The organism is Lysinibacillus sp. GW247-5R2A (assembly GCF_059424475.1).
The window spans coordinates 133,812-146,846 of the sequence record NZ_JBWKZL010000006.1 but is presented as its reverse complement, the minus strand read 5'-3'; the positions used below and the strand labels follow the sequence as shown (position 1 = coordinate 146,846).

The following is a 13,035-nucleotide window of genomic DNA, read 5'->3' as shown; positions in this document are numbered from 1 at the left end:
AAATGTAAAAGTAAGGGAGAATTTACATAGTCAAAATGACACAAATTATGTATAATATATTATAAGTTAATAGTAATTGATTTGGACGTTATATAGAAAAGGTGATTTCATGACAGACCATTTACAAACGCTAAAATATATAAAATCTGATGTTTTGAGCTTTTGGGTGAGTTCTAATGAAGAACAAGCTAGTTTTAATGGGTATTTTTATTCATTAAAACAGTGTCTTAAGAAACACTTGGAAATTGATAATGTAGCTTTTCTTAGTTTTGAAGGTAATTCTTTAATACCTATTGAGGAGATGGCTTCATTAACAATTGAAACAAAGCTAAATGCTGTGTCATGGCTGATGATCGAAGCTAGTTTTTATCAACAAAAAGTAGTGAAAATTCCTTATATATTAAAGGCAAGACAGGCCTATTCAATGATGACAGATATGGTGCTTTTCCAAGCAGAGGGCAATAATCCCATTGGTGTATTACTTGTGGAGGCAACAGAGTCTTGGACAGACTTTATGACCTCAGATTACGGCGAAAAATGTATAGAAATACTTTCTCAGGTTCTTCAAATGATGAGAGATAATTTAGATGTAAAAATAAATGAAGACCAATATAGAAAACTATATAACATGACTGATTTATTTCATTCAACAATGGATATTGATTTAATTTTAGAAAATGTATTGAAAAATATAAGGGATAACTTCCCTGAATTTAATGTAGAGCTTATATTATCGAATGATCAAGACCGACACACGACCATCGATATTAAGCTTTTTGATTATTTATCCGAAAGACCTACAACTATTGAGGCTTTTGTATCAGGAGAATTAACAACTGAACTTGCGAGTGATTTAAATTGCCGATTATTAAATGCACCTATTAAAGGAAGGCAGGCAATTTATGGTATATTACAAGTAAGTGCTCCAACTACTTACCTTTTTTCAACGACTGAAAAAGATTTTGTACGGATGCTTGCACAGGCGTCAGGAAATGCACTAGAAAATGCAAAGTTATATCATCAGTCGCATCGCCTCGTCAGTGACTTACAACTTATCAATGAAACATCACATCGTTTAAATATGAGGATTGACATTCATGAAATGTTACTTTTCCTACAAAAGCAGTTACTAAAATCTTTTCAACCAATGGAAGTTTGCTTCGCATTTAAAAAAGATGACACCTTTGAAGTAACGGGGGCAAGTACTTCGTTATTTAGTTCTGAAGAGGGTCAAACGTATATTAAGCATGTTGAACAACATTTTACTCAAACTAATGATCCGCTGTTTATAGCTGATTTTAGTCGATTAACCTCTAAACAAATTGATTATCGTTCCATAATGGCTATCCCCATTCTAATGGAAGAAAAGATTAATGGCTTTAGTATCGTCTTACATAAAGAGCCGTATTTCTTTTCGTTTGATAGCTTTAAATTAATGCAGTCTTTAATCCATCACTCATCTTTAGCAATTGCAAACTCTATTTTACGAACACAGCTTCAGGAAATGGTCGATTTGGATCATTTAACAAAGCTATATGCACGTAGTTACTTAGATCATTTTGTAGAAAAGTCGCTTGAATATGATCAATCCGGTATGTTTTTACTTATTGATATTGATAATTTTAAACGAATTAATGACACGTATGGTCACCAAGTAGGTGATAAAATTCTTATGCAGATTGCCGCTCAGTTGAGGGAAACAATAGGTAGTCGAGGAATTTGTGCAAGGTGGGGCGGCGAAGAGATGTCTGTATATGTCCCTAATATCAGTGAAAAAGAAGCTTTAGAATTAGCAGCAACCATCGTTGAAGTAATCCCAAGTGCCACGGACCCTCAAGTAACGATTTCAGCAGGTCTCATTACATGGAATGATCAAGACCGACCGGCATTCCAATCTGTTTTCTTACATGCCGATACGGCTTTATATGAAGCAAAAAATAGTGGTAAAAATCGTTTTTGCATCCATGGTGATTCTTTTCAAACAAACCAATAAGATGGATGGCGTTCATGTAAATGGTACTATAAAATAATTTGCCCTGAAATGACAATGCATTTCAGGGCAATTTTTTAACATCTTATATGTGAAGCAGTAATGTTTGAACAAATTGCTCTAAGCCATCTTGATCATCCTGGGAGAAGCGATTTACAGTAGGACTATCGATATCAAGTACACCAATAATCTCACCTTGCTTCATTAAGGGTATGACAATTTCAGATTGGGAGGCAGCATCGCAGGCAATATGTCCTGGGAAATCGTGTACATCTTTGACAACAATCGTTTCTTTTGTTGCCACAGCAGTTCCACAAACTCCACGGCCAACCGGAATTCTAACACAGGCAGGCAGACCTTGGAATGGTCCAAGTACAAGCTCATCCTCTTGTAAGAGATAGAAGCCGACCCAGTTAATATTTGTTAGAAATTGATTAAGAATGGCAGAAGCATTGCTTAAATTTGCAATCTGATCGGTTTCGCCAGTTAGTAGTGCATCTAATTGCTTAGATAGTGTAAGATATTGGTCAGCAATAGATCCTTCATAATTAATTTGTGTAAACATATAAGCACCTCGTTTAAAAGTTATTTAGATCGGTAATATAACATTATAATGTTGATGTAAATCAGCCACGTTATGGGCATCTGAACCAAATACATAAGGTAATTCAATAGCATGACAATAATTGATAAAGGCAAGTGGTGGATAGGGCTCCTGACACAATGGCTTACTTAAACCAGCACTATTTATATCTAATTCATAGCCATCTTGCTTCATAATATCTAAAACTTGATGAATTCGAGTGTCGTCATTTATTTTCTCATGATGTGCTAGCTGAAATTTATGAATAAGTGATGGGTGTCCAATTCGTTTTGGTTTATAGAAACCAAGGTCTGCCTTTATAGATTGTAGGACTGTATCATAATATAAATGATACACCTGTTCAACAGAGCCAACTTTCTTAGAGAAATCAATAAAACATTCAGGAGAAAAGTCGATACATTCAAAGGTGTTCTCCCACTGTAAAAAATGAACGGACAAGATGGCATCATCTAAAAAATGTCCATATGTATCAAGAAAATGACGAGTTTCTTGTTCAAATCCTTTGATATAATCAACTTCTAACCCAATACGAATACGAATATCTTTTGCATATTGTTTTTGCAGGCATTGTAATTCTTCAATATATGGCATAAGATACTCGGCTTTCATCCCACTATCTTGCTGTGGTGTAGGATCAATAAAACCGTCTGGTAATGGGGCGTGTTCTGTAAACGTTATATCTGTGAAATTATGAGAAATTGCTTTTTCAATATATTGAATGAACGTGTCCGAACTGCCATGTGGACAATAAGGACTATGTATATGCCCATCACGTTTCAAAATGTACCACTCCTTTAGATCTATAGACCGCTATTTTAATATTTTACAATAGCAAAAATACAGTTTTCTGAAAATCACTTAAATTTTAGTACAAAAGGCGAAAACATAGTATATAATAAATACAACTAGCCAATTCGTTTATTGTAGAATAGGAGGCTTACGATGGAGTATATCATCATTCCGATTATCCTACTATTAATTTTAGCCATAGTAGGATTTATGATGCGAAGAAAACATGTTGCAATTATTGCAAAACTTGAAAATGAAAAATTACAAATACAACATAAACCTATAAATGAAGAAATTTCAAAAGTAAAATCTTTGAACATGAACGGTGAAACGGAAGAAATGTTTGAACGATGGCGCAATATTTGGGATGAAGTCATCGATGTACATATGACTAAAATCGATTCACTTTTATTTGATGCAGAAGATCAAATTAATCGACTTCGTTTTAAAAAAGCGACATTAATTGAACGTGAAATCGAAGACTATATCTTAAAATGTGACCAAGATAAAGATAAAATTTTAGAGGAATTAAATGAATTAATTGGCAGCGAAGAAAAAAATAGAATTGAAATTGAACAGTTAAAGGAATATTACCGTTCTGCGAGAAAAACATTGCTAGCACACCAGCATTCCTTCGGTGTAGCATTACCTGCACTGGAGAAAAAGCTAGAGGAATTTGTTGAGAAGTTTGACAAATTTGATGTTCTGACGAATGAGGGTAATTACTTGCAAGCAAGGGAAATTGTGATTAGCTTAAATCAGGAATCACAGCAGACATTCGAATATATTAATGATGTCCCAACAATTTTGACGGAATTACAAGTTAAGCTCCCGGGAGCAGTTCAGGAATTGCGTAATGGTCAACGGGAAATGGAAGACCAATCTTACTATCTGCAGCATTTAGAATTAGCAGAAGCATTAAATAAGTATGAAAACGAATTTACTTCGTTAAAAAATGACCTAGCAGAGCTAAATTTAATGGTTGTTAAACCTCGTGTAACAGAAATAAATGAAGAAATCGATCATTTTTATGATTTACTGGAAAAAGAGGTTATTGCCAAAAATTATGTGGATCAAAATTGTGATCGTTTATTAAGCTCAATCACAAACGTTATAACGTCTACAAAATCAGTGAGTGATGAGGCAAACTATGTACAACAAAGCTATCACTTAAACGAAAAGGATGCTGAAATTCCAAAAGCTGCATTAAAGCAATTGGAAGCACTGCAACGTCGTTATGATTTATTAGCCATGCGTGTCAAAGAAGAAAAGTCTGCGTATTCAAGCTTGCAAGAAGAATTAATAGAAATAAGTGAAGAGCTTGAACGAATCCATGAAGAGCAAGGTCATCTGTCTAATACAATGAAAAAACTTCGTATTGATGAAAATAAGGCCCGTGCTCAAGTCGAAAACTTAAAGAAAATATTACAAGATACGGATCGTCTCCTAAATAAGGCGAATATTCCAGGAGTCCCAGAGGAGATGGACGCACGACTTGATGAAGCGGCAGAGCATATATATGTTGTTATGCAAAGTCTGCAGGAAGTTCCGCTTAATATGGGAACAGTTCATAATAATTTAACTGCTGCGACACTTTGTGTTGAGGATGTTAAAGCAAAAGCTCATGAATTAATAGAGAATGTAATGCTTATTGAACGCATTATTCAGTATGGGAATCGTCATCGTGCATCTAACCCGACATTAAATGCACGTTTAAAAGAGGCTGAGGAAGCATTCCATCAATTCCGTTATTCCAAAGCATTAGAGGAAGCAGGGACAGCAGTGGAAGAAATGGAGCCAGGTGCATTAAAACGCATCCAAGAAATGGTTGCAGAACAGTCTATGGCAAAAAATTAAAACTACATTTGTGCTGTCTAAAAAGTATAGCAATTACTTTTTAGGCAGCTTTCTTTTTAAATTTTGTAAAAGGATGTGATACGAGTGGAACTATTAATTCGAAATATGGATGAAAAGTATGCTCACGAAATTATATGTTGGCAATATGAAGAGCCCTATGATTTTTATAATAATGAATTATCCGAGGAAGCCTTACGAGAATTTTTTGATAATCCTTACTTCGCCATTATGAATGAACAAGAGGAATTAATCGGTTTTTATTGCACGGGGTCAGCTGCCCAAGTGCCAAAAGGACATGATTTTAACGCTTATTCAGAAGAGTATATAGATATTGGTATTGGCATGAAGCCAACGCTAACAGGAAAAGGTTTTGGTACAAAATTCTTTTCATTCATCATCAAGAATATCCAGCAAGACTACGGTATGCCACTCCGTTTAACAGTTGCCCAATTCAATAAGCGAGCGATATTCCTTTATGAAAAATTAGGATTCGTGAAAGAGCTTGAATTTAGTACGCCAACGGAATTTATTACGATGTTAAAAAAATTGTAAGTGCGATCCTTTCTAATGACTAAAATATGAATTATCGTTAAAGTTAGTGGTCAATCTCCACAGATTGCGTTATGATAAAAACCGTTACATCAACGTTTTGAAAGTGTGTGAAAATATAATGAACGATACAATTTATTTAGATAATAGTGCCACAACAAAACCATTAAAAGAAGTTCTACAGGCGTTTATGGTTGTGAATGAGCAGTATTATGCCAATCCTGCATCTATCCACGCGATGGGTGTTGAAGCAAATGATTTATTAATGCGTGCACGTGAGCAAGTAGCAGATATTTTGCAAACTGAAGCAAAAAATGTGCTATTTACTTCAGGTGGTACGGAATCGAATAATGCGGCGATTTTTGGGATAGCACGTAGCAATACACATATAGGAAAGCATATTTTAACGACTGAAATAGAACATCCTTCTGTTTTAGAGACTGTTAAACAGCTCTCAAAAGAGGGCTTTGAAGTGGAATATTTAAATGTTGATCAGCGTGGTGTTATTTCGTTGGATGAGCTTCGTACAAAAATACGAAAAGATACAATTTTAGTAAGTATGATGCATGTAAACAATGAAATGGGTGCGATTCAACCGATAGAGAAAGCTGCTAAATTAATCCATGAAATGAGTCGCGCAGCCTTACATGTGGATGCTGTCCAAAGCTTTGGAAAATTGCCTGTATCCTTTAAGGGTGAAGAGGGACCAGATTGTATTTCAATCTCAGGCCATAAAATTCATGGCTTTAAAGGCTCTGGTGTATTAGCATTCCGTAAAGCGATAAGATGGCAGCCATATGCACTTGGTGGTGGCCAAGAATTTGGATTGCGTAGTGGGACTGTGGCTGTTCCACAAGCTGTCGCTTTATCAAAGGCAGCTCGTATGGCGGTTGAAACCATGAATGACCATGCAAAAAATTATCGTCAATGGCATGATGAAATACTTGCACAGCTACACGAATATGGAGAAGCTATTCATATTTTATCGACTCCGCAGGGAGCGCCACATATTTTATCTTTCAGTGTTCGCGATTTAAAAGGGGAAGTCATTATTAATGCGATGCAAAAACGAGGCGTTATTGTATCAACATCCAGTGCTTGTTCTTCGAAGCAAACTAAAACCAGTCATGTTGTCGAAGCATTGCATCTAGATGAGCATTATAAAAAAGGTGTCATCCGTATTAGTTTTGGTGCACATAACACCGTCGAAGATATTGAAAAGTTTAAACAAGTATTAGCAGAAGTAATGCTAGAGCTTAAAGGAGAAATAAAGTAATGATTTGGAAAGAAATTTTAATTAGATATGGTGAACTTTCTACAAAAGGTCGCAACAAGATGGATTTTATCCGCCGTTTACGTGAAAATATCCGTCATGCTTTTGCGGATTTAGGACATCTCCATATTCGTACAGAACGTGATCGAATGTTTATTGCGATAGAGGATGAAGCACAAATGCAAACATTAGTAACAGGTTTGCCTAAAATTTTTGGTATTCAATCATTTAGTCCTGTTGCAGCATGTGAAAAAGATATGGAAAGTATGAAAAAGCTGGCGATTACAATAATGGAGACATTTAAAGAAAAGCCATATACGTTTAAAGTGGAAGTGAAACGTACCGATAAAACCTTCCCATTAGAATCACACGCGATTCAACGGGAGATTGGTGGATATGTTTTACCTCAATTTAATAATTTATCTGTTAAAGTGAAGCGACCTGATATTGAGCTACGTGTAGAAGTCCGCCATGATGCAACCTATATGATGGCACAAGTCATTCCAGGTGCAGGTGGAATGCCTGTAGGATCAAACGGGAAGTCATTGTTAATGCTTTCAGGTGGGATTGATAGTCCAGTTGCAGGTTATTTAATGATGAAACGCGGAGTCCGTTTAGAAGCCATTCACTTTTTTAGTCCACCCTATACAAGCGAAAATTCATTGGAAAAAGTAAAAGTGCTTGCAAATGAGCTAACGAAATTTGGTGCTAATATCCGATTGCATGTTATTCCTTTTACTGAAATACAAGTTCTGATTAAAGAAAAAGTACCTTCTAATGTATCGATGACAACAACTCGTCGTATGATGTTGAAGGTTGCTGATCAAGTGCGAGAAGAAATCGGTGCTCTTGCGATTGTCACAGGAGAAAGTCTTGGACAAGTAGCAAGTCAAACACTTGAAAGCTTAACAGCAATCAATGCAGTAACGAATACACCTATTTTACGACCGTTAATTTCATCAGATAAATTAGAAATCATTGAGTTAGCTGAACAAATCGGCACATATGAAACATCTATTCAGCCTTTTGAGGACTGCTGTACAATCTTTACGCCTGCAAGTCCTAAAACAAAGCCTAAGCTCGAAAAGGTTGAGCATTACGAAAGCTTTTCTGATTTTGATGAACTGATAGCACGCGCGGTCAAAAATCGTGAGGTCTATATCTTCCCTAAGAAAGAAGAAGAGCAAAAGCAAGATAAGTTTGCTGATCTTTTATAAATCAAAATTTCAAAAGCCGTCTCAAATAGCTTATTTGAGACGGCTTTTTTTGTATAGTTCCCCAAATGCCAATAGAGGTACATTTTACCTTTATTTTTTTTGTATTAAAAATCTAATAACGCACATTCTATATTCACAAGGAGGTGAGAAACATGGCTTCAAACAACAACCGCAGTTCAAACCAGCTTGCAGTACCTGGTGTACAACAAGCACTTGATCAAATGAAATACGAAATTGCACAAGAATTTGGTGTTCAATTAGGGGCTGACGCTTCAGCTCGTGCTAACGGTTCCGTTGGTGGTGAAATCACTAAACGTCTTGTACAAATGGCAGAATCTCAATTAAAAGGTATGCCAAACAACAACAACTAATAAATGCTAACTAAGCATTTATAAACTCAAAACCAGTGACCGTAAAAGGCACTGGTTTTAGTTTGTTTATCAATCATTTTTTTATGCGAAATAAAGACTTAAACATGGATACTGTTTGTTCAATATCCTTACTGTCACAGATAGCAGAAATAACAGCAACTCCATCAGCCCCAGCTTGCAAAACAATATTAGCATTTGTCCCATTTATTCCACCTATGGCTACGATAGGCAAGTGAGGTTGGTATTTGGAAGCTTGCTGTAAAAAATTAGTGCCACATGGTGGCTGTGCATCATTTTTAGATGTTGTGGCAAAAATAGGTCCAATTCCTACATAGTCCGCATGATGGTCAATAGCCGTTTGTAGTTCTTCCTGTGAATGTACAGAAACGCCAAGGAGCCGGTTTGCCATTTTTTTACGTGCAATGGCAATCTGTTCATCATCTTGGCCAATATGAACACCATCAGCACCAAGTCGAACCGCTAGATCCACATCATCGTTGATAATAAACGGCACACGATAATGTTGACATCGTTTTTGACATTGGCGGGCAAATTGCTCATAAGCTAATCCTGTTAATGCGTAAGGACCCTTTTCGCGTAATTGAAACATAGTAATGCCAGCCTGCAGCGCTTGTTCGAGTACAGCTAAAGGCTCCTGTTGGGAAACATTGCTTGTACCCATAATAAAATAGAGCTGTAAATCTTCACGTTTCAAGTAATTTCACCTCGCAGGCACCTTTATGTAGCTGATAAGCAAAATGATTTGTGGGGCCATGACCATTACCAATGGCTAAATCATGCATAATGGCTAATTGTATAAATTTTTTAGCTTCGATAATAGCTTTTTCAATGGTCAAACCTTGACCAAGAAAAGCCGTGATGGCTGCTGAAAAAGTACAACCTGTACCATGTGTGTTTTTCGTCGTAATACGAGGAGACTGCATGGAAAATGATTTGTCATTTTTTATAAATACATAATCAATTGCATATAACGAATTAGGTAGATGCCCACCTTTAATGATGACACATTGAACACCTAGTTGGAAAAAGCATTGAGCAATCTCCTCCATATCAGAGAATTGATTTATTTTTCTTCCCGTAAGTGCCTCTGCTTCCGGTATATTTGGTGTCACAATTGTAGCAAGGGGTAGTAAAAACATGCGCATGGCCTCGATTGCCTCTTGCTGCAGTAAGCTTTCTCCACCTTTTGCAATCATAACGGGATCAACAATTAGTGGGATTTTTAAATCGTCAATAATGTGTGCAATACCTTGAATAATTTCCGAGGAATAAAGCATCCCTGTTTTAATCGCAGCAATCGAAAAATCTTCTAGTAATGCATGAAATTGTTTTTCAACAAAGTCAACGTCAATCGGGAAAACCCCCATTACACCAAGTGTATTTTGAGCAGTTAATGCTGTAATAACGGAGGTGCCAAAAACTCCTAATTCCTGGAATGTTTTTAAATCAGCCTGAATGCCAGCGCCACCGCCACTATCTGAGCCTGCAATTGTCGTTACAATATGCATGAAGCCTCACCCTCCTTTGAAAGACGATGTAAGGCATTAAGCAAAGCAATTTGAATATCCCCAATATCCTCTGTAAATGCAGATGCTAACTCAGCTGCTTTTTTATAATATGTCAGTGTTTCCGCTAATTGGCTATACGGATCATCTCCTGAAGAGTAGGCTGCTCCACATATAGCACTAAGTAAACAGCCTGTACCCGTTACTTCGGTCATTTGTGAATTTCCACCAGTAATCCATTGGCTCTGCACACCGTCTGTTAAAAAATCATGTTTGCCTGTAACAATGACTAGACAGTTGTAGCGTTGAGCCAATAATATAGCCTCAGTCTCTATGACAATAAATCCCTCACCACTATCAACACCTTTTTGTTGCCATTCCACATTGGCTAATGCCGCAAGCTCTCCCTTGTTACAGCGTATGACTGCAAATTGTATAGCTGAAAGTAATTGATGTACGGTTTCCTTGCGATAAACTGTGGCACCTGCGCCAACCGGATCTAATATAACAGGAATGGCAAGGGTATTTGCTTTTTTTCCTGCTAACAGCATCGACTCTTTTGTTCGATCATTTAGTGTACCAATATTGATTAAAAGAGCGTCTGCAATGGCGACCATTTCCTCCACCTCATGGCTATCATCAGCCATGACAGGAGAGGCACCTAATGCTAATAGACCATTAGCTTGGAAATTAGCCACGACATAATTAGTTATACAGTGAATAAGCGGTTGTTGTTGACGAATTGTTTGAAAAATCATTGTAGTCCTCCTTTATGGGTGGACGTAAGCATGCAAAAAAGGCCCTTTTTACGTAAAAATGCACGAAAAAGAGCCTTTCATCTGAAAAAACGATGTTCATTGCTCCCTACGTCAGTATTAACTAACAGGTTCAAAGGGTCAGGTTTTACCTTCTCAACTCTTTATGAGTCCCCCTGCAATCTTGCTTTTAGTTGACCAAAATGTACCATACTTTTCATATGTATTCAATAGCAAGTTTTCCTATCGACAAAACGTGACTGATGCCATATAGCTAAGCATGATAGTTGTCATGACTTTACTTAAATCAAGTGTAAACCATTGAAAATACTAAGAAAGGAGTATAATGTGTCTTAACAAAAGGGGGCATTTGCCATGAATAGACAAGAATTAGTAGCACCAGAATGGTATAACATAACAGATGAATTTGAAAAATATGCAAAGGATTCAACTAAAAATGCATTGATTATTTATGATGAGCATTCTGATGTACAATTTATCACCTACGCACATTTACTTGAAAGAGCGAATCAGGCGGCACATGTCTTTACAAAAAATGGATTAACTAAAGGTGATGTCATTTTAGTGATGGTACCACGCTCAGTAGAAGCATACATTGTCTATATTGCTGCATTAAAAGCGGGTTTAACAATCATTCCAAGCTCTGAAATGCTAAGAGCAAAAGATATTGAGTATCGTATTCATCATGCTGATGCTAAAGCCGTTGTAGCCTTTGAGCCTTATATTGAGCAATTTGATCAAGTAGGAAATTTACAAAATATACAGCAATTTGTTATCGGAAATGCACATGAACCATGGCAGCCGTTAGTAGACAAAATGCGAAAGCAACCAACAACTTACATAAGTTCTTCACCAACAAAAAGTACAGACCATGCCTTTTTAGCTTACACAAGTGGCACAACAGGAAACCCGAAAGCTGCTGTTCATACGCATAGCTGGGGCTATGCACATTTACGGACAACAGCCCCACATTGGCTAGGAGTACAAGAAAATGATATTGTCTGGGCAACTGCAGCACCAGGATGGCAAAAATGGATTTGGAGTCCGTTCCTCGCGATTTTAGGCAGCGGTGCCACTGCATTTGTTTATACAGGAAAGTTTGACGCTGCAACATATTTAGCATTGCTTGAAAAATTTAAGATGAACGTCTTATGTTGCACACCGACAGAATATCGTTTTATGGCAGCACTTGAACATTTACAAGAGTATGACATCAGTTCAATTCGACAAGCTGTTTCAGCAGGTGAGCCATTGAACAGTGAAGTCATTAAAAAATTCTTTGACACCTTCCATCTACAAGTGCGAGATGGTTATGGTCAGACTGAGAATACTCTTCTTGTAGGAACTATGGTTGGTATGGAGGCAAGAGTTGGTTCGATGGGCAAACCTACGCCAGGCAATACCGTTGACATTGTAGATGATTTTGGCGAGCCAGTTGCTATAGGAGAAGTAGGTGATATTGCTGTTCATCGAGAAACACCTGCACTTTTTAAAAAATATTTAAATGATCCTGAACGTACTAATTTACAATTTCGTGGTGATTGGTATATAACAGGGGACCGAGCTTATAAAGATGCGGACGGCTATTTTTGGTTTGAAGGACGCGGAGATGATGTTATTATTTCCTCAGCCTATACGATTGGACCTTTTGAAGTAGAGGATGCGCTGATGAAGCATCCGACTGTGAAAGAGGTTGCTGTCATTGCAAGTCCCGATACAGTTCGCGGGAACATCGTTAAGGCATTTATTATTCTTCATGATGGTGTTAATGGTAATCAAGAGCTTATTCAAACCCTTCAAAATCATGTCAAAGCATTAACGGCACCTTATAAATACCCACGGGCTATTGAATTTGTTACTGAGTTACCCAAAACTGCATCTGGTAAAATTAGACGTGTCGAATTAAGAGAACAAGAATTAATACATCTTGTACAATAATCATTTCCTAGGAAATAATGTCGAAAATCGAAGTTCATGCAAAGAAATGAACTTTGATTTTTTTTTTATTTTTAGGTAAGGTATTATGAGGAAATAAATAGAATAAATCTTTTTGCATATTATTGCAAAAAAATGAAACAAATGA

The 13,035-nt window shown here is 36.8% G+C and carries 12 protein-coding genes and 1 riboswitch; of the genes, 7 read left to right on the top strand and 5 right to left on the bottom strand.

The annotated features are described in order from the left end of the window. Positions 1 to 301: 301 nt before the first annotated feature. A complete protein-coding gene (locus AC07YC_RS11240; protein WP_494919389.1) occupies positions 302 to 1,993 on the top strand; it encodes a sensor domain-containing diguanylate cyclase in 1,692 nt (563 codons plus the stop codon). 82 nt (positions 1,994 to 2,075) lie between these two features. On the opposite strand, the gene AC07YC_RS11235 is transcribed toward AC07YC_RS11240, so the two are convergent. Then, positions 2,076 to 2,555, bottom strand: coding sequence for a GAF domain-containing protein (locus AC07YC_RS11235; protein WP_336635390.1), 480 nt, complete (start codon positions 2,553 to 2,555; stop codon positions 2,076 to 2,078). A gap of 24 nt (positions 2,556 to 2,579) precedes the next feature. After that, positions 2,580 to 3,374 carry a histidinol-phosphatase HisJ gene (hisJ, locus tag AC07YC_RS11230; RefSeq protein WP_494919388.1) on the bottom strand — a complete coding sequence of 265 codons (795 nt, stop codon included), beginning with the start codon at positions 3,372 to 3,374 and terminating at the stop codon, positions 2,580 to 2,582. 162 nt (positions 3,375 to 3,536) lie between these two features. Here hisJ and ezrA point away from each other — a divergent pair, with 162 nt between their 5' ends. The 5 genes from ezrA (at position 3,537) to AC07YC_RS11205 (ending at position 8,650) form a co-directional block, all read left to right on the top strand. Continuing rightward, the gene (gene ezrA / locus AC07YC_RS11225) at positions 3,537 to 5,240 is read left to right on the top strand and encodes a septation ring formation regulator EzrA (protein ID WP_336635392.1); all 1,704 of its coding nucleotides are present in this window, start codon (positions 3,537 to 3,539) and stop codon (positions 5,238 to 5,240) included. 84 nt (positions 5,241 to 5,324) lie between these two features. Then, on the top strand, positions 5,325 to 5,792 hold the full coding sequence (locus AC07YC_RS11220; RefSeq protein WP_494919387.1) for a GNAT family N-acetyltransferase: 468 nt from the start codon (positions 5,325 to 5,327) through the stop codon (positions 5,790 to 5,792). A gap of 118 nt (positions 5,793 to 5,910) precedes the next feature. Continuing rightward, on the top strand, positions 5,911 to 7,065 hold the full coding sequence (locus tag AC07YC_RS11215) for a cysteine desulfurase family protein (protein WP_494919386.1): 1,155 nt from the start codon (positions 5,911 to 5,913) through the stop codon (positions 7,063 to 7,065). After that, entirely contained in the window at positions 7,065 to 8,279 is a 1,215-nt protein-coding gene (thiI, locus tag AC07YC_RS11210; RefSeq protein ID WP_336635395.1) for a tRNA uracil 4-sulfurtransferase ThiI, read from the top strand. Before AC07YC_RS11215 ends, thiI begins: the two co-directional genes overlap by 1 nt. A 152-nt stretch (positions 8,280 to 8,431) precedes the next feature. After that, entirely contained in the window at positions 8,432 to 8,650 is a 219-nt protein-coding gene (locus AC07YC_RS11205) for an alpha/beta-type small acid-soluble spore protein (RefSeq protein WP_008176803.1), read from the top strand. A gap of 73 nt (positions 8,651 to 8,723) precedes the next feature. On the opposite strand, the gene thiE is transcribed toward AC07YC_RS11205, so the two are convergent. From thiE to thiM, 3 genes are read right to left on the bottom strand one after another with little or no spacing between them, the layout of a single operon-like run. Continuing rightward, entirely contained in the window at positions 8,724 to 9,365 is a 642-nt protein-coding gene (thiE, locus tag AC07YC_RS11200; protein WP_336635396.1) for a thiamine phosphate synthase, read from the bottom strand. Then, a complete protein-coding gene (gene thiD, locus AC07YC_RS11195) occupies positions 9,355 to 10,179 on the bottom strand; it encodes a bifunctional hydroxymethylpyrimidine kinase/phosphomethylpyrimidine kinase (RefSeq protein ID WP_494919385.1) in 825 nt (274 codons plus the stop codon). Before thiD ends, thiE begins: the two co-directional genes overlap by 11 nt. After that, positions 10,167 to 10,934 carry a hydroxyethylthiazole kinase gene (gene thiM / locus AC07YC_RS11190; protein ID WP_494919384.1) on the bottom strand — a complete coding sequence of 256 codons (768 nt, stop codon included), beginning with the start codon at positions 10,932 to 10,934 and terminating at the stop codon, positions 10,167 to 10,169. The genes thiD and thiM overlap by 13 nt, the downstream gene beginning before the upstream one ends. 86 nt (positions 10,935 to 11,020) lie before the next feature. Beyond that, positions 11,021 to 11,119, bottom strand: a riboswitch (TPP riboswitch). Between the two features lie 187 nt (positions 11,120 to 11,306). Here thiM and mbcS point away from each other — a divergent pair. After that, entirely contained in the window at positions 11,307 to 12,890 is a 1,584-nt protein-coding gene (gene mbcS, locus AC07YC_RS11185; protein ID WP_494919383.1) for an acyl-CoA synthetase MbcS, read from the top strand. Positions 12,891 to 13,035: the final 145 nt, after the last annotated feature.